The 16369-nt window shown below is 70.1% G+C and carries 14 protein-coding genes; 4 read left to right on the top strand and 10 right to left on the bottom strand.

Annotation, left to right across the window (positions count from 1 at the left end):
• Window positions 1-12 precede the first annotated feature (12 nt).
• Window positions 13-840 (bottom strand): type I methionyl aminopeptidase, encoded by an 828-nt coding sequence (gene map, locus C5708_RS16370; protein WP_242922773.1) that lies wholly within the window; start codon window positions 838-840, stop codon window positions 13-15.
• A complete protein-coding gene (gene sfsA / locus C5708_RS16365) occupies window positions 837-1568 on the bottom strand; it encodes a DNA/RNA nuclease SfsA (RefSeq protein WP_242922772.1) in 732 nt (243 codons plus the stop codon). The genes map and sfsA overlap by 4 nt, the downstream gene beginning before the upstream one ends.
• A 54-nt stretch (window positions 1569-1622) precedes the next feature.
• On the opposite strand from sfsA, the gene C5708_RS16360 reads away from it, so the two are divergent.
• Entirely contained in the window at window positions 1623-2390 is a 768-nt protein-coding gene (locus C5708_RS16360; protein ID WP_242922771.1) for a molybdopterin-binding protein, read from the top strand.
• Window positions 2391-2464: 74 nt separating this feature from the next.
• On the opposite strand, the gene C5708_RS16355 is transcribed toward C5708_RS16360, so the two are convergent.
• The gene (locus C5708_RS16355) at window positions 2465-5563 is read right to left on the bottom strand and encodes a TonB-dependent receptor (RefSeq protein ID WP_242922770.1); all 3099 of its coding nucleotides are present in this window, start codon (window positions 5561-5563) and stop codon (window positions 2465-2467) included.
• A 220-nt stretch (window positions 5564-5783) separates the two neighbouring features.
• A complete protein-coding gene (locus C5708_RS16350; RefSeq protein ID WP_242922769.1) occupies window positions 5784-6764 on the bottom strand; it encodes a LysR substrate-binding domain-containing protein in 981 nt (326 codons plus the stop codon).
• A gap of 759 nt (window positions 6765-7523) precedes the next feature.
• Here C5708_RS16350 and C5708_RS16345 point away from each other — a divergent pair.
• Window positions 7524-9524 carry an elongation factor G gene (locus C5708_RS16345; RefSeq protein ID WP_242922768.1) on the top strand — a complete coding sequence of 667 codons (2001 nt, stop codon included), beginning with the start codon at window positions 7524-7526 and terminating at the stop codon, window positions 9522-9524.
• A gap of 19 nt (window positions 9525-9543) precedes the next feature.
• Here C5708_RS16345 and C5708_RS16340 read toward each other — a convergent pair whose 3' ends face one another.
• From C5708_RS16340 to C5708_RS16320, 5 genes are all read right to left on the bottom strand, one after another.
• Window positions 9544-9918 (bottom strand): c-type cytochrome, encoded by a 375-nt coding sequence (locus C5708_RS16340; RefSeq protein ID WP_242922767.1) that lies wholly within the window; start codon window positions 9916-9918, stop codon window positions 9544-9546.
• Between the two features lie 11 nt (window positions 9919-9929).
• A complete protein-coding gene (locus C5708_RS16335; RefSeq protein WP_242922766.1) occupies window positions 9930-12116 on the bottom strand; it encodes a molybdopterin cofactor-binding domain-containing protein in 2187 nt (728 codons plus the stop codon).
• Window positions 12113-12583, bottom strand: coding sequence for a (2Fe-2S)-binding protein (locus C5708_RS16330; RefSeq protein ID WP_242922765.1), 471 nt, complete (start codon window positions 12581-12583; stop codon window positions 12113-12115). The genes C5708_RS16335 and C5708_RS16330 overlap by 4 nt, the downstream gene beginning before the upstream one ends.
• A gap of 91 nt (window positions 12584-12674) precedes the next feature.
• Window positions 12675-13415: a TorF family putative porin gene (locus C5708_RS16325; protein ID WP_242922764.1), complete on the bottom strand. Its 741-nt coding sequence runs from the start codon at window positions 13413-13415 to the stop codon at window positions 12675-12677.
• Window positions 13416-13688: 273 nt separating this feature from the next.
• On the bottom strand, window positions 13689-14492 hold the full coding sequence (locus C5708_RS16320) for an SDR family NAD(P)-dependent oxidoreductase (RefSeq protein WP_242922762.1): 804 nt from the start codon (window positions 14490-14492) through the stop codon (window positions 13689-13691).
• An 86-nt stretch (window positions 14493-14578) separates the two neighbouring features.
• Between C5708_RS16320 and queF the strand changes: the two genes are divergently transcribed.
• Window positions 14579-15049: a preQ(1) synthase gene (gene queF, locus C5708_RS16315; protein WP_242922760.1), complete on the top strand. Its 471-nt coding sequence runs from the start codon at window positions 14579-14581 to the stop codon at window positions 15047-15049.
• A gap of 15 nt (window positions 15050-15064) precedes the next feature.
• Here queF and C5708_RS16310 read toward each other — a convergent pair whose 3' ends face one another.
• Window positions 15065-15676 carry a nitroreductase gene (locus C5708_RS16310; RefSeq protein ID WP_242922758.1) on the bottom strand — a complete coding sequence of 204 codons (612 nt, stop codon included), beginning with the start codon at window positions 15674-15676 and terminating at the stop codon, window positions 15065-15067.
• A gap of 80 nt (window positions 15677-15756) precedes the next feature.
• On the opposite strand from C5708_RS16310, the gene C5708_RS16305 reads away from it, so the two are divergent.
• Window positions 15757-16365, top strand: coding sequence for an NUDIX hydrolase (locus C5708_RS16305; protein WP_242922756.1), 609 nt, complete (start codon window positions 15757-15759; stop codon window positions 16363-16365).
• Window positions 16366-16369 lie beyond the last annotated feature (4 nt).

The raw sequence follows: 16369 nt of genomic DNA, 5'->3' as shown, positions 1-16369 counted from the left end.
AGGCGGCGAACGTCAGGCGGCGGTTTCGAGCGCCGGCCTGAACAGGCCCTCGGGCGACAGGGTGAAGATCTCGGCCCCGTCCTCGGTCACGCCGATGGAGTGCTCGCATTGGGCCGACAGCGACTTGTCGCGGGTGACGGCGGTCCAGCCGTCCGACAGCAGCTTCACCTGCGGCTTGCCCAGGTTCACCATCGGCTCGATGGTGAAGAACATGCCGGGCTTCAGCACGGCGCCTTCGCCCTTGCGGCCGAAGTGCAGGATGTTGGGGTTGTCGTGGAACACCTGGCCCAGGCCGTGGCCGCAGAAGTCGCGCACGACCGAGCAGCGCTGGCTCTCGACATAGGACTGGATGGCGTAGCCGATGTCGCCGGTGGTGGCGCCCGGCTTCACCGCCGCGATGCCGCGCTCCAGCGATTCATAGGTGATCTCGATCAGGCGGCGGGCCTTGGTCGAGATCGGGCCGACGCCGTACATGCGGCTGTGGTCGCCGTGCCAGCCGTCGACGATGACGGTGACGTCGATATTGACGATCTCGCCTTCGCGCAGGGCGCGCGCGCCCGGGATGCCGTGGCAGACCACATGGTTGGGCGAGATGCACACCGTCTTGGAGTAGCCGCGGTAGAACAGGCAGGCCGGCAGGGCGCCGTGGTCGAGGATGAACTCGCGCGCCAGGCGGTCGAGGTCGTCGGTCACCGCGCCGGGAACGACGTGGGGCGTGAGCAGGTCGAGGCATTCGGCGGCCAGGCGGCCGGCCCGGCGCATGCCCTCGAAATCCTCGGGCTTGTGGATCTTGATGCCGTTGGTGCGGGTCGGGGCGTCGAGGACTTCGGTGGTGGTCATGGCTTCTCCTGAAGCGCGACCGCGTTGGAGGATCTCCAGGGGATGCGGCGCGTCAGACGGATTTCTTCGCTGCTTATGTCGCAAGCATAGCACAGAACTTCAACGCCCCGGCGCGCGGCCTCGATCAAACCCCTGGCATAGGCCGGGTCGAGATCGGCGCAGGCCTCGAAGGCGTCGCAGTCGGTGCGCTGGACGACGAACAGCATCACCGCCCGCGCGCCGCGTTCGACCTCGGCGGTCAGTTCATGAAGATGCTTGAGCGAGCGGGCCGCCACGCAGTCGGGGAACTCGGCCAAGGTCCCCTCGCGGCGCAGGTGGACGTTCTTGACCTCCAGCCAGCAGGGCGGCCGGGCGGGGTCCTCCAGCAGGAAGTCGACGCGGCTGGCGGTCCCGTACTTCACCTCGCGGCGGACGGAGGCGTAGCCGGCCAGTTCAGGGACGGCCTCCGCCGCCAGGGCCTCGGCGACCAGGCGGTTGGGGTGCATGGTGTTGATCCCGACGAGGCCGCCGTCGGCTTCGACCAACTCCAGGGTGTGGGCCAGCTTGCGCTTGGGATCGTCCGAGCGCGACAGCCACGCCGGCAGGCCCGGCGTGTTCAGGCCGAGCATGGCGCCGGGATTGGGGCAGTGCGCGGTGATCTCGCGCCCGTCGTCCATGACGACGTCGGCGAAGAAGCGCTTGTAGCGTTGCGCGAGGACGCCGCGCTCCAGCGGTTGCGGGAACTGCATGGGCTGCTTACTCAGTCGGGACAGGGCGAACCTAGATAGGAAAGGCGGCGGGCGATGGCCAGCGCAGAACGGGTGACGGCGGCGGTCCTGATCATCGGCGACGAAATCCTGTCCGGGCGGACCCAGGACGTCAATCTGAACGCCATCGCCAAGTTCCTGGCCGCGCACGGGGTCGACCTGGCCGAGGCCCGCGTCGTGCCCGACGTGCACGAGGAGATCGTCGCCGCCGTCAACGCCCTGCGCGCCCGCTACGACTATCTGTTCACCACCGGCGGCATCGGCCCGACCCACGACGACATCACCGCCGACGGCGTCGCGGCCGCCTTCGGCGTGGCGCTGCACGAGCATCCCGAGATCATGGCCATGCTGCACGCGCGCTGGGGCGAGGACGTCAACGCCGCCCGCCGGCGGATGGCGCGGGTGCCCGAGGGCGGCGTGCTGGTCAAGAACCCGGTGCAGGGCCCGCCCGGCTTCCAGATCGGCAACGTCTTCGTGCTGGCCGGGGTGCCGCAGATCATGCGCGGCATGCTCGAGGACATCGGCTGGCGCCTGAAGGGCGGGGCGGTGGTGATTTCGCGCAACGTCCGGGTCGAGGGCGCGGGCGAAGGCGTCATCGCCGAGCCGCTGGAGCGGGTGGCCAAGGCGAACCCCGACCTGTCGCTGGGCAGCTACCCCTTCTATACGGCCGACGGTTACGGCTCGAACCTGGTGATCCGGGGGCGCGATGCGGCCGTGGTCGAGGCCGTGGTCGAGGAGCTGGTCGCTTCGCTGAAGGCGGCCGGGATCGAGCGGGTGTTCATCCCCGACGAACGGGCGGCCTGACTGGCCCCTTCCAAAAGAAAAGGCCGGCGAACCCGAAGGTTCGCCGGCCCAGGCTCTGATCGTGGTCCTTCGACTTAGAAGGTGGCCTTCAGGCCGATGAAGTAGCGGCGGCCGAGCACGTCGTAGGTCGACGGGTCGGTGTTCGCCTGGACGAACGACGAGAAGAACGGCGGTTGCTTGTCGGTGATGTTGTTCACCCCGCCGGTGACCGTGAAGGTCTGGTTGATCCGCCAGCTGCCGGTCAGGTCGTAGTAGCTGACAGCGGCCGGGCTGGTCGCCGTGCAGGTGCTCTTACCCGTGCAGGTCTGGTCGGTCATCTTGCCGATGTAGCGCCAGCGGGCGTTCAGATCGACCGGGCCGACGTCATAGGTCAGCGAGGTCAGGAACTTCCACTCAGGCAGCGCATTGCCGACGTTGGTGATGGCCTGGTCGCCGATGGTGCCCTTCAGGTCGCGGAAGGGGTCGCCCGGCAGCAGCTGCACCTCGAACTGGGTCAGGTAGGTGCCGATGACGTTCAGCTTCACCGCGCCGTAGTTGTCGTTCAGACCCACCGCGCCGAGGCCGAAGCCCCAGTCGACCTGGAAGTCGACGCCGGCGGTCTTGACCTCGGCCAGGTTGGCGTTGGTCTGGATGCTGTTGACGAAGTTGCCGGTGGTCGCGTCGCGCTGCAGCAGGGAGCAGTAGAAGTTGGTCGGCGAGTAGGTGGGGTTCGCCCCGTCGGCGTTGTAGCACTTCGACACCGCCGTCGAGGCCGAAACCGTGCCGACCGCGTTCTGGATGTCGATGTTGTAGTAGTCGATCGAGGCGCTGAGCTTGGACAGCAGCGGATGGTCGAAGTGAGGCTGCCAGACCACGCCGATCGAGTAGCTGTCGGCGCTCTCTTCGGTCAGGTTCGGATTGCCGCCGGTGGTGCCTTGGATCTGCTGGTTGCTGTAGGTGTAGGTGTCGACGATGCCCGCCGGAACGCCCTGGGCGAGACACAGCGCCCGCACCGACGCGCCGTTGGCGCCGGTCCGATAGACGTTGCGGACGTCGCAAGGATCGCCGCTGCCCAGGCCGTTCGCCTTGCCCGTGGTCTGGTTGTAGGCCAGGCCGATGTTCGGGAAGTTCTGGCCCAGCGGGGCGTAGAGTTCGCCGATGTTGGGGGCGCGGATGGCGGTCTGGTAGCCGCCGCGCACCAGGATCGACGGGATCGGCTTCCATTCGACGTCGGCCTTCCAGGTCGAGATCGCGCCGACGGTGTTGTAGTCGGAGAAGCGGCCGCCGAGGTTGATGTTCAGCGAGTTGATGAACGGCAGGTCCTTCAGCACCGGGATCAGCAATTCGCCGTACAGCTCATAGACGTCGGTCTTGCCGGTCAGCGGGTTTTGGGCGTTGAAGCCGATGACGCCCGGCGCCTTGTTCTGCAGCGGCGTGCCGAGGTTCGAGATGTCCGGGGTGGACAGCACGGCGTCGGGGACGAAGCTGAATCGGTCGCTGCGGTAGTCGGCGCCGACGGCGGCGCGGACTTCGCCGGCCGGCAGGTTGAACAGGCCGCCCTGGAAGTTCAGCTCGACCTGGCGCTGGGTGTAGTTGGTCGAGTTCTTGGTGGTGCGCGAGACGTAGGCGCGGCAGGCGGCCGACAGCGGTTGCAGGCCGAAGGGGTTGTAGCCGCCGGCGCAGAGGCTGGCGCCGCCGTCGGCGGCTTCGAGCAGGGTGCGCAGGGCCTGGTGCGAGGCGTTGCCGGTCTGGGTGACCAGCAGGTCCATCACGCCGTAGGCCGCGAAGGCGTCCCAGGTCCAGTCCTTCAGGCCGGTCTCGCCCGAGGCGCCGATCTGCATCTGATAGATGTTGTATTCGTCATGCTCGTGACGGCCGCCGAGCTCGCTCAGGCGCTTGTTGAGCAGGAAGGGGTCCGTGGGCGAACCCGTGGTCCGGGCGGCGAGCAGGGCCTTGAGGTCCGCCGGGATGAAGGGGTTGGTCACCGGAACCAGGAAGCCGGTGGCGCCCAGGCCCGTGGCCGTGCCCGTCGGGCTGCCCGAGGCCGGCGACGGGGCCAGCTCGGTGTCCGAGGTGTAGTTGGTGAAGCTGAACTGGCCGTAGGTCTTGATCTTGTCGGTGACGTTGTAGTCGACGCGGCCGAAGGCGTTGTAGCGCGTCTGCGGCAGGACCAGCTCGTTCAGGATGGCGGTGTTGTAGTTGCCGGTGGTGACGCTGCCCTTGCCGGCGACGATGGTCGAGAAGTCGGGAGTCGTCGGGCCCTTGTAGTTGACGCCGTTGAAGAACAGCGTGCCGTCGCTGTTGAACCCGAATTTGTCCCAGCCGGCCGGGACGGTGCCGGGCGCGACGCCGTACTTGGCGAAGACCGCGTCGATCGCCGCCTGCGAGGGCTTGCCCTGCGCGGGGAAGGTGCCCTGCGGGATGGTCGCCGAGGCGCCGCCGTAGCTGGAGAAGGCGCGGGCGCCGTTGAAGATCGCGTCGCGGTTGGCGTAGCCCAGCGACAGGACGGCGTGGCCGCGGTCCTCGGCGAAGGCGCTGCCGGCGGTGATCGAGACGCTGCTGGTCTGGCCGTCGGTGTGGTCGGTCTGACCCCACTGGCTGTCGATCTGCAGGCCGTTGAAGTTGTGCTTCAGCTTGAAGTTCACCACGCCGGCGATGGCGTCGGAGCCGTAGACCGCCGAGGCGCCGCCGGTGATGGTCTCGATGTTCTCGATCAGGGCGGCCGGGATGGTGTTGACGTCGATCACGCCCGAGCTGTTAGACGGGGTGACGCGGCGGCCGTCGACCAGCACCAGGGTGCGGGCGGTGCCCAGGCCGCGCAGCTGGATGTTGGCCTGGCCGTTGTTGGACGGGTTGTTCGAGGTGTCGCTGACGCTGGGCACGAACTGCGGCAGCTGGTTGAGCATCTTCTCAACCGTGATGGCGCCGGTGCGCTCCAGGTCCTTCTGGCCGACCGTGACGATCGGGCTGGTGGCCACATAGTCCTGACGGGCGATGCGCGACCCGGTGACGACGATCTCCTCGACGGTGCCGGGAGCCGCGGGGGCGGTCTGGGCGAAGGCGCTGGTCGCGGCGAAGGCCGAGGCGGCCGCGCCCACGATGAAGGTGGACGTCAGCAGACGCCCTCGGATGGAGTTGCAGTTCAACGGTGGTCCCCTCTGGAAATTCGGTCCCTGTTGAGCGATCGCGCTCATTGAAAGCTGCACGAGCGCGGAGAAAACCGCGCAGGAACAGCTGTTCGAGAGAACATTTTTCCGCCTTAGGGGAGGTTTCAGGCAAGCGACTTATATAGCGGCGTTCTGTAAGTTTTTGTCATCTTGCCGTAGCATTTTTGTCGCGGGAGGGCCGCCAGGCATGGTTGCGCGGCGGCGGACCATCTGTCCGTCGCAGTTCGCCGCAACCTATTGTCGAAGCCTAGGCCCGGGCGCCGCGTCCGGAGACGAACACCGGCAGCCGGCCGTGGCCGATGCCGCGCTCCGGCGCCGGCCCCGTCGCGGAATCGCCTCCGGGGGCGATCTGGTCGGCGGTGGCGATGTCGGCCTTCAGCCAGCCGATGAAGCGCGACAGCAGCTCCGTCTTCGACGTGTCGCGTCGCCGCGACACATAAAGGCGATTGCTGGACGGGGAGGCGAAGTCGAAGGGGGCGATCAGGCGGCCCGACCGCAGGTGCCCTTCGGCGGCCAGCTGGTTGCTCAGCGCCATGCCGAGGCCGGCGCTGGCGGCGTCGAGCGCCAGGGTGGAGTCGTCGAAGGAGACGCTGATCAGCGGCGCGCTGATGCCCACGCCGGCGGCCTCCAGCCAGGTCTCCCACGAGGATTCGCCGTCGACCAGCAGCGGCACGCGGCGAAGGTCCTGCGGCGAGCCGATCACCTGCTGGATGAAGAACGAGCGGCTGCAGACCGGGAATTCCGAGATGTCGGCCAGCGGCTCGGTCGAATGCCGCACGCGCGGCGTCTCGTCCTGGTGGATGATGACGTCGAGGCCGGAGTCGGACTGGCCGCGCATGTCGGTCTTGAGCGACAGGCGGATGTCGGGGAACTCGCGCTGGAAGCGTTGCAGGCGCGGCGCCAGCCACAGCCTGGCCAGGGCGGCCGGCAGCCCGACCTCGATGGTGTCGACGCTCTCCTGGGCGGTCAGGTCCTGCAGGGTCTGGTTCAGCACCTGGGTGGCGTCGGCGTAGGCGCGGGCCAGGGCCAGGCTGGTGCTCGACGGCTCCATCATCGCGCCGCGGCGCTCGAACAGCCGCGATCCCAAGAGATCCTCGAGCCGGTTGATGGCCTGGCTGATGGCGCTGTGGGTGACGTTCAGCTCGCTGGCCGCCGCCTTGTAGCTGCGATGCCGACAGGCGGCTTCGAGCACCCTCAGCGCCGCGAAGGGCGGCGCGCGACCGGCCATGAACAATCCCCCAAACCTGCGAAATCGCCTAGCGGCAAGGTCTCAAATATCGTGCGTCAGGTCGAGAATGAAAAGGGTCGCACCTTCCGGAAGGTCATGAAATGTCGCGGATTTCGCGTGTTCCGCGAAGCTGGCCGCGTCTCAGGCGCAGTGATTGCGGGAGGCATGCGGGTCTTTTCCCGCGCGATGCTCTCCAAGGTTGTGTCGGGGCGGCGGCGCGCGTGTCCGTTTCGTCGGCTTGGCGCCCAGGATCGGGATGGCTATACAACCCGTCCGGCCGTGCGGGCGTGGCGAAACTGGTAGACGCAACGGACTTAAGGCCGACCATTGAGTGCGCCTGGGGAAATCCAGGACGTAGAACCGCTCAAATTCGGGGAACCCTGTCAGATGGCGATCCCGAGCCAAGCCTTCGCGCGCGAAGGAAGGTGTAGAGACTAGACGGGCGGCGCCTAAGGCCTTTCAGGCTAGGGCGAAGGGATAGTCCAGACCACGAACGCCCGCGCGGGCGGCGGCGAAAGCCGAAGTGGTACGAAAATCCGTAGGGCCGTGAGGCTCGTGCCGGTTCGATTCCGGCCGCCCGCACCATCATCGCGCCGCCTTGCGCCCGCCGCCGCAACGGCCGGGGCGGCCACTATTTCCGATCCGCCACGGGTCTCGCCCTTGCGTCCGGCGCAAGGCGGGTGTCCCATCGCCCTCGACGGGCCAGTTCACGCGCTCCCGTGAACATGTCCGGCCCGCCGCAACCGTGGGAGACGCCCCATGCCTGCACGGCAGCCCGGTTCGGTTCATGCGCTCGCCCTGGTCGGCCCCAGCGGCGCCGGCAAGACGGCCCTGCTCGAGGCCATGCTGGCCGCCGCCAGCGGGCGCGAGCGACGAGGCGGTTCGGACGGCGAGGCGCGGGGGCAATCGGTCGAGATGACGGTGACCGGGTTCGAGTTCCTCGGCGACCGCTACGCCGTCGTCGACACGCCCGGGTCCGTGGAGTTCTCTTCCGAAGGGGATTTCGCCCTGCCGGCCGTCGATCTGGCCGTGGTGGTGGTCGACGCCGATCCCGACAAGGCCGTGCTGCTGCAGCCGACGCTGAAGGAGCTGGAGCGGCTGGACGTGCCCCACGTCCTGTTCGTCAACAAGATCGACCAGGCGCGCGGCTCGCTGCGCGACCTGCTCGACGCCCTGGCGCCGGTCAGCGCCGAGCCCCTGGTGGCCCGGCAGATCCCCATCTGGGGCGGCGAGCAGGTGGTCGGCTTCGTCGACCTGGCCCTGGAGCGCGCCTTCGTCTACCGGCCGGGCCAGCCGTCGCAGCGCGTCGACCTGCCCGCCGACATGGCCGAGATCGAGGCCGAGGCCCGCTTCCACATGCTGGAGCAACTGGCCGATTTCGACGACGACCTGCTGGAGCAGCTGCTGTCGGACGTCACGCCCAGCCAGGACGCCGTCTTCGCCGACCTGTCGCGCGAGATGCGGGAGCGGCTGATCACGCCGGTCTTCTTCGGCTCGGCGCTCAACGGGTTCGGCGTCCGCCGCCTGCTCAAGGCCCTGCGCCATGAAATCCCGCCGGTCGAGGCGGCGGCGGCCCGCCTGGGCGCGGGCGGACCGGGCGCCTACGTCCTCAAGACCTCGCATGCGGGCCAGGCCGGCAAGCTGGCCTACGCCAGGGTGCTGGGCGGAACGCTGGCCGACGGCGCCGACCTTGTCCTGCCGTCCGGCGAGCATGGCCGGGCGGGCGGCCTCTACGCCATCCAGGGGGGCGCCTCCAGGCGCGCGCCATCGGCCGAGCTCGGCGACATCGTGGCCATCGGCAAGATCGAGCAGGCCGCCGCCGGCGACATCCTGTCGCTGACCGGGCGGCCGCAGCAGACGGCGGTTCGCCCGTCCGCGCGTCCGCCGCTGTTCGCCCTGGCCGTGGCGGCCGTGGCGCGCAAGGACGACGTGCGGCTGTCGGGGGGCCTGGCCAAGCTGGTCGAGGAGGACCCCGGCCTCAGCCTGACGCACGACGCCGAAACCCACGAGGTCCTGTTGCGGGGGCAGGGCGAGGCCCACGTCCGCCAGGCGCTCGATCGTCTGCGCCGTCGCTACGGCGTCGAGGTCGAGACCGGCCTGCCCAGCGCGCCCTACAAGGAAACCATCGTCAAGGGCGTCTCCCAGCGCGGCCGACACAAGAAGCAGACCGGCGGCCACGGCCAGTTCGGCGACGTCACCATCGAGATAAAACCGCGCGAGCGCGGCGCGGGCTTCCTGTTCTCGCAGAAGATCACCGGCGGGGCCGTGCCCAAGCAGTGGATTCCGGCGGTCGAGCAGGGGGTGCGCGACGCGCTGGAGAAAGGCCCCCTGGGCTTTCCGGTGATCGATGTCGAGGTGACGCTGGTCGACGGCGCCTATCACAGCGTCGACAGCTCTGAGATGTCGTTCCGCGCCGCCGGACGGCTGGCCATGGGCGAGGGACTGCAAAGCTGCGGCTCGTGCCTGATGGAGCCGATCGAGAAGCTCGACATCTATTCGCCGTCGGCGTGCACCTCGAAGATTACCTCGGCCCTGTCCGGGCGGCGGGGGCAGATCCTGGGTTTCGGGCCCAGGGACGGCTGGCCCGGCTGGGACCGCATCGAGGCCCACCTGCCCCAGGCCGAGCGCCGCGACCTGATCGCCGAGCTGCGCTCGCTGACCCAGGGGCTGGCGACCTTCGAGACCGGCTTCGCGCACATGGCCGAGGTGCACGGCCGCCTCGCCGACGAGATCACCCAGAAGGCGCGCACGGCCGCCTGAGCGGCGGCCGCGCCGACGGTCAGCGGGCCGGCAGGGTCTTCAGATAGGCGATCAGGTCGGCCCGTTCGGTCGGGTTGGGCACGCTGACGAACATCGAGGTTCCGGGCAGGGCCTTGGCGGGGGCGGCCAGGAAGGCGTCGAGCTTGGCCTCGGTCCAGACCGTTCCCGAGGCCTTCATCGCCTTGGAATAGTGGAAGCCGGCGTCGGCCCCGGCCTTGCGCCCGACGACGCCGGCCAGCGAGGGGCCGGCGACGCTCTTGCCGGTCAGGGCGTGGCAGCCCGAGCAGCGGGAGAAGATCGCCTTGCCCTTGGCGGCGTCGCCGGCGGCCAGGGCCGGGGTGGCGGCGGCCAGGGCGGCGGCGATCAGGAGGGGACGGATGAGGCGCTGGTTCATGGATGGTCTCCCTAGGCGGTCTTGAGCGCCGCCGGATCGATGGGCAGGGCGCGGATGCGTCGGCCGCAGGCCGCGAAGACGGCGTTGCACAGGGCCGGCGGCAAGGGCGGCAGGGCCGGCTCGCCCAACCCGGTGGGCGGATGGTCGGTCCTGAGGAAGTGGACCTCGACTGGCGGCGCGTCGGCCATGCGCAGCAGGGGGAAGTCGTGGAAGTTGCTCTGGACCGCGCGGCCGGCCTCGATGACGATCTGCTGGCCCAGGGTCTGGCCTATGCTGTCCAGGACCGCCCCCTGCACCTGCTGCAGCGCGCCGCTGGGGTTGACGATCTGCGAGCCGACATCGGCGGCCACCCAGACCTTGCGCACCTTGACCGCGCCTTCCGGCGACACGGCCGCCTCGACGACCTCGGCGAAATAGCCGAGATGGCTGTAGTGGAAGGCCACGCCCAGGCCGACACCCTTGGGCGTGGCCCGGCCCCAGCCGGATTTCTCGCCGACCAGCTCCAGCACGCCGCGCATGCGGCCGGTGTCGAAGCTGTCGCCCTCGCCGGGCTTGCCCAGCAGCCGGGGTTCGCCCAGCAGCTTGAGCCGGAACTTCAGCGGGTCCTCGCCGGCGGCGTGGGCCAGTTCGTCGATGAACGACTGGATGACGAAGCCGAAGGCGTTGTTGCCCGGCGCGCGCAGGGGGCCAGTCGGCACGCCCAACGGCATGGTCGAGACGTCGATCCGGTAATTGGCGACGGCGCGCGAGGGGAACTGGCTGGCGTTCATGCCGGCGCTGCGCGCGTACTGTTCGCCCTCGCCGAAGGTGACGAAGTGGTCGCGCCAGGCGACCAGCCCGCCGGCCTTGTCCAGCCCCGCCTTGAAATGATGGAAGCCGGCCGGGCGGTAGAAGTCGTGCTGGATGTCGTCCTCGCGGCTCCAGATCAGCTTGACCGGCGCGCCGGCCGCCCGCGCGATCCACGCCGCCTCGACCATGTAGTCGTTGTTCAGCCGCCGGCCGAAGCCGCCGCCGCAGCGGGTCATGTGGATGGTCACGTCCTGGGCGGCGACGCCCAGGGTCTTGGCCACCAGCTGGCGGCCCGGCTCGGGGTTCTGGGTCGGGGCCCAGATCTCGACCTTGCCGTCGCGGACCCAGGCGGTGCAGTTCTGTGGCTCCAGCGGGGCGTGGGCCAGGAACGGATAGGAATAGGCGGCCTCGACCACCTTGGCCGCGCCTTTCAGGGCGTCGTCGACGTCGCCGTCGGCCTGGAGGGTGCGATGGGGCGGCTGGGCCGCCAGCTCGGCCGCCCGGCGCGCGAAGCCCTGGCTGCTCTGGGCGGCGGCGGGGCCCTCGTCCCAGGCGATGTTCAGGGCCTCGCGGCCCTTGCGCGCCGCCCACCAGCCGTCGGCGACCACGGCGACGCCGGGCAGCAGGCCGTCCAGCGCCGTCCCGCCCTCGACCACGAACGCCTGGCGCACGCCGCGCACCGCCTTGGCCGCGGCCAGGTCGGCCCTGGCGACCTTGCCGCCGAACGCCGGGCACTTGGCGAAGGTCGCATGCAGCATCCCCGGAATCCGCACGTCGACGCCGAACAAGGGCTGGCCCGAGACGATGGCGCGGTTGTCGACGCCGGGCGTCGGCGCGCCGATGATGCGGAAATCCTTGGGGTCCTTCAGCGGAACCGACTTGAGGTCGGGCGGCGGCATGGCGGCGGCCTGGGCGGCCAGGGCGCCGTAGCCCAGCTCGCGGCCGGTGGGCAGATGCCGCACCCGGCCCGGACTGGTGGCGCACTCCGAGGCCGGCACGCCCCAGGTCCGGGCGGCGGCGGCGATCAGCATCTGGCGGCCGGCGGCCCCGACCCGGCGCAGCTCGTCCCATTGCAAGGTGGTGGCCATGCTGCCGCCGGCGACCTGCCGGCCATAGACGCCCTGGTCGGCCAGGGCCTGTTCGATGCGGACCGCCGACCAGTCGACGTCGAGCTCCTCGGCGACCAGCATGGGGATCGAGGTCTTCACCCCCTGGCCGATCTCGGGGTTCTTGGAGACGATGGTGACCGTCCCGTCGGCGGCGATGCGGATATAGGCGTTGACGGCCGCGGCCGGGGCGGCGTCGCCCTCGGCGGCCCAGCCGAACGACAGCATCAGGCCGCCGCCGGCGGCCAGTCCGGTCTTGAGAAACAGGCGGCGGGAACCGCCGGCCGGCGCCGGGGCGTTCACGACGCGGCCTTGCCGCCGCGGGCGGCGTGCTTGATGGCCTGGCGGATGCGCAGATAGGTGGCGCAGCGGCACAGGTTGCCGTTCATCGCCGCGTCGATGTCGTCGTCGGACGGGTTTGGATTGCGGGCCAGCAGGGCGGCCGCCGACATGATCTGTCCGGCCTGGCAATAGCCGCATTGCGGCACGTCGAGATTGACCCAGGCGTCCTGGAGCCGCGCGCCGATCGGATCGGCGCTCATGGCTTCGATGGTGACCACCGCCGCCTTGCCGACGCTTTCGATCGGGGTGACGCAGGACCGGGTCGGCGCGCCGTCGACGTGGACCGTGCAGGCGCCGCACTGGGCCATGCCGCAGCCGAACTTGGCGCCGGGCAGGTCGAGGCTGTCGCGCAGCACCCACAGCAAGGGTGTGTCGCCGTCGACGTCGACGGTCCGCTCGCGGCCGTTGACCTTGATGCGGTAAGGCATGGCGTGCTCCCGTTCCCGCGCGGCGCGGGCCGGGAGCAAACTACCGCGACGGGGCGGGCGCGCAACCGAAAGCGCGCGCCCGCTCGCCGGACTAGAAGGTCGCCTTGAGCGAGGCGGTCAGGCGGTCGCCGGCGAAGTTGGAGGTGTAGAACCGCCGCGACGTGTCGTCGGTGTCCGAATAGCGCAGGTCGATGCCGAAATGGTCGGTGATCGGGTAGGTCACGCCCAGGTTCCAGGTCGTGTAGCCGTCGATGCCGGCCTTGCTCTTGTCGAGGTTCTCGTAGCCGACGGCCCCGGACAGCGAGGCCTTGTTCTTGAAGGTGTAGGCGCCGTTGAGCTCGACATATTCGGCGTCGCCGACCTTGCCGAAATATTCCGGCGAATAGTAGAAGGCCCCGCCTACGGTCAGCGGCCCGACGGCGCGGCTGGCCAGGATCTTGCCTTCCCAATAGGCGTAATGGGCGCTGGAGGGCGAGTCCGTATAGCCGTAGCGGATGACGCCGAGGTCGAGGCTGAAGCCGGCCACGGTCGGCCGCACGCCGGCGTAGAGGTCGTACTCCATCTTGGTCTTGTTCTGCGGGTCGCCGGCCGTCGGGCCGAAGTTGACCTGCGACAGCCAGGTCCCGGCGTAGAACTGCTGGTACGTCAGGTCGGCGCCGCCCGAGGCCGCGCCCTTGCCGCCGGTCTGGCTGATGCCGCGGAAAATGTAGTCGGACGAGTAGGCCGCGTTGAACGCGATCGCCGGCCCGGACGGCGCCTCGTCGGCCAGGGCCGCGCCGGCCAGGCCCAGCGACGCCGCGGCGACGCCGAGAAACAGGTTGAAGACTCTCATCGCTTATCCCCTTTGTTATCGAACCGTCGGCGGCCGCGTCGGGCCGTCAACGGGCGGACGCCGCCCCGCCGGGCCCGACGCCGACCATCAGCATCGCGGCGGCGGGGGAGGCGATCAACGAACGGGCGAACGCGGGTCCTGCTATGGCCGGCGGTGACCCTTCGCTAGGCGGCAGGTCCCCGCGGCGCCCATTTGTTGGGCGCTTTGAGTGCCAGATCGGCCCTATGCCGGCGATCCGGAAAAGCCCCCGGCGGGATAAGGGTCGCGTAAGGATCACCGCATGCCGAGCGGCGCGTAGCCCAGGTGCGTGCCGGCGTCGACCAGCAGCGTCTCGCCGGTGACGTGGCGCGCGGCGGGCGAGGCCAGGAACACCGCCGCCCCGGCGACGTCCTCGGCCTTGGACGCGGCCTGCAGCGGCGTCGAGGCGACCACGCCCTGGCGCAGGCGCTCGACCCGGTCCTGGGGCATGGCCTTGTCGAACCACGGCGTGTCGATGAAGCCGGGGCAGACGGCGTTGACCCGGATCTTCGGGGCCAGGGCCCGCGCCAGCGACAGGGTCATGGTGGTCAGCGCGCCCTTGGAGGCGGCGTAGGGCACCGACGAGCCGATGCCGGTCACGGCGGCGATCGACGAGGTGTTGACCACCGCCCCGGCGGCGGGGCCCGCCTCGAGCAGCGCGCGGGCGGCCCGGATCATCTGGAAGGCGCCGACGACATTGACCTGATAGAGGCGCAGGAAGTCCTCGCCCTGGACGGCGTCGAGATCGCCGTGGTTGGGGGCCATGCGGGTGATGCCGGCGTTGTTGAACAGGGCGTCGACGCGGCCGAACGGTTCGGCCGCCGCGGCGATCCGGCGGCAGGCCTCGTCCTCGGCCACGTCGGCCTGGACCAGCACCGCCTCCGCGCCCTCGGCGCGCACCAGGGCGGCGGTGGCCTCGGCCTCGGCGGCGCTGCTCGCGAAGTTGACGACCACCGCGCGGGCGCCCCGCGCCGCCGTCTCCACGGCGATGGCGCGTCCCAGCCCGGTGGAGGCGCCGGTCACCACCACCACCGCGCCGTCGAAATCCTTGCCCGACATGTCCGTTTTCTCCCTCTTGGCCTGCGACGGTGATAGCGGCCGGCGGCGGGCTTGTCCCGCGTCGCGTCGGGGCCTAACTGTCGGGCATGACCGACAGCACCGATCTGACCGAGCATCTCACGCAGCTGGGGCGCGACGCCCGCGGCTTCGCCAGTCCGGAGGAGGCCGTGCTGGAGCGCGTGCCCAACCCGCAGGCGGGGGTGCTGTACCTGACCCGCTTCGTGGCGCCGGAGTTCACCTCGCTGTGCCCGGTGACCGGCCAGCCCGACTTCGCCCACCTGGTCATCGACTACGCCCCCGGCGACTGGCTGATCGAGTCCAAGTCGCTGAAGCTCTATCTGGGCTCGTTCCGCAACCACGGCGCCTTCCATGAGGACTGCACCGTGGCCATCGGGCGCAAGTTCGCCGAGACCGCCCAGGCGCGCTGGCTGCGCATCGGCGGCTACTGGTATCCGCGCGGCGGCATTCCCATCGACGTGTTCTGGCAGACCGGCCCCGCGCCGGAGGGCCTGTGGCTGCCCGACCAGGGCGTGCCGCCCTATCGCGGCCGGGGCTGAGCCGCCCGCGACGTCCTAGGCCGGCGACCACCGGCTGGTGATCGCCGCCACGTCCGGGCGCACCCGTTCCAGCGGCGGCGTCGGCGCGGTTCCGATATGGACGTAGCCGGCCACCTCCTCGCGCTCGCCGAGGCCGAGCAGGGCCGTGGCCTGCGGGTCGTAGGCGTACCAGTCGGTGATCCAGTTGGCCCCGAAGCCCATGGCCTGGGCTGCGATCAGCAGGTTCATGCACACCGCGCCCGCCGACAGCCGCTGCTCCCATTCCGGAATCTTGCCCGGCGTGAAGGTCGAGATCACCGCCACGGTGAGCGGCGGGGTCTTCAGCTTGCCCAGGGTGGCCAGCGCCTTGGCGGCGTCGGGCTGGGCGGCGGCCAGGGCTTCGAGCCGGGCGGCGAAGGCGGCCTTGGCCTCGCCTTCCAGGATGACGAAGCGCCAGGGGAACAGCTTGCCATGGTCGGGAACGCGGGCGGCGAGGCGCAGCAGGGTCTCCAGCGTCCCCTCGTCGGGCGCCGGGCCGGTCAGCTCGAACGGCGAGGCCGAGCGGCGAAGGGCGAGGAAGTCGAGCGTGGCGGGCGAGGGCGTGATCGGCAGGGCGGCGCCGAATTCGGGCTGGGCGGGAACGGTCAAGGTCGGGCTCGCTGCGGGAACGGTTTGGGAAGGCCTCAGGTATAAACCTCGACCGGTCTCGGCAATGGGCTCTTGAGAATATGTCGCAAAAACCGAACTGGCTGACGTCGCACGGAACGCCGTGGCGGCCGGGCGAGGCGCGGCTGGTCTATGAAAATCCGTGGATCAGCGTCAGCGAACACCAGGCGGTCGCGCCCACCGGGCGGCCGGCGCTCTATGGCGTGGTGCGGTTCAAGAACCTGGCGATCGGCGTGCTGCCGATCCACGACGACGGCACGATCGTGCTGGTCGGCCAGCACCGCTTCGCGCACGGGGCCTATTCCTGGGAGATCCCCGAGGGCGGCGGACCGCTGGGCGTCGATCCGCTCGACACCGCCAAGCGCGAGCTGCGCGAGGAGGCCGGGCTGACCGCCGCCGTCTGGCGCGAGGCTATGCGGTTCGACGTCTCCAACTCGATCACCGACGAGCGCGGCTACGGCTACATCGCCACCGGCCTCGCAGCGGTCGAGGCCGAGCCGGACGAGACCGAGGCCCTGACCCTGGCGCGGGTGCCGTTCCGCGAGGCCCTCGACCAGGCCGGCGAGGGCGGCCTGCGCGACATGATCACGCTGGCGATGCTGTGGCGGGCCTACCATATGGCCAGGGAGGGAGAGCTCCCGCGCGATCTGGCCAAGGCTATGCTAGGCTAGCGGG

Origin of the sequence: Caulobacter sp. CCUG 60055 (assembly GCF_022750545.1) — a bacterium.
In the GTDB taxonomy this organism is placed as follows: Bacteria; Pseudomonadota; Alphaproteobacteria; order Caulobacterales; family Caulobacteraceae; genus PUIC01.
Note: the sequence above shows the minus strand (reverse complement) of the source record. Positions and strands in the feature narration are given on the sequence as shown.